This is a genomic window from Staphylococcus sp. GDX8P80P, from assembly GCF_017893095.1.
Taxonomy (GTDB): domain Bacteria; phylum Bacillota; class Bacilli; order Staphylococcales; family Staphylococcaceae; genus Staphylococcus; species Staphylococcus borealis.
This window is the reverse complement of record NZ_JAESMI010000203.1, coordinates 1-295: the sequence shown is the minus strand read 5'-3', so window position 1 is coordinate 295 and position 295 is coordinate 1. Positions and strand designations below refer to the sequence as shown.

Genomic DNA, 295 nt, shown 5'->3' with positions numbered 1-295 from the left:
TCATCGTACGCAATTCGGAGACATGCACCGTTTGATTAAGCAACATTTTGAAAATGCGCAGTATTTTGGATTTACGGGGACACCACGTTTTGAAGAAAATAAGAGTCAAGATGGGCGTGCTACAGCGGACATTTTTGATAAATGTTTACATCACTATCTCATTAAAGATGCTATTAGAGACCATAATGTGCTTGGTTTTTCAGTTGAATACAATCAAACATTTAATTCACATGACGATTTAGATGAAGAGTATATCTCTAAAATTAATACGTCGGAAATTTGGATGGCAGATGAA

1 pseudogene is annotated in these 295 nt (G+C 35.6%); it reads left to right on the top strand.

The features are described from left to right. Positions 1-295, top strand: a pseudogene (locus KA858_RS13125) (restriction endonuclease subunit R); the annotation flags it as partial.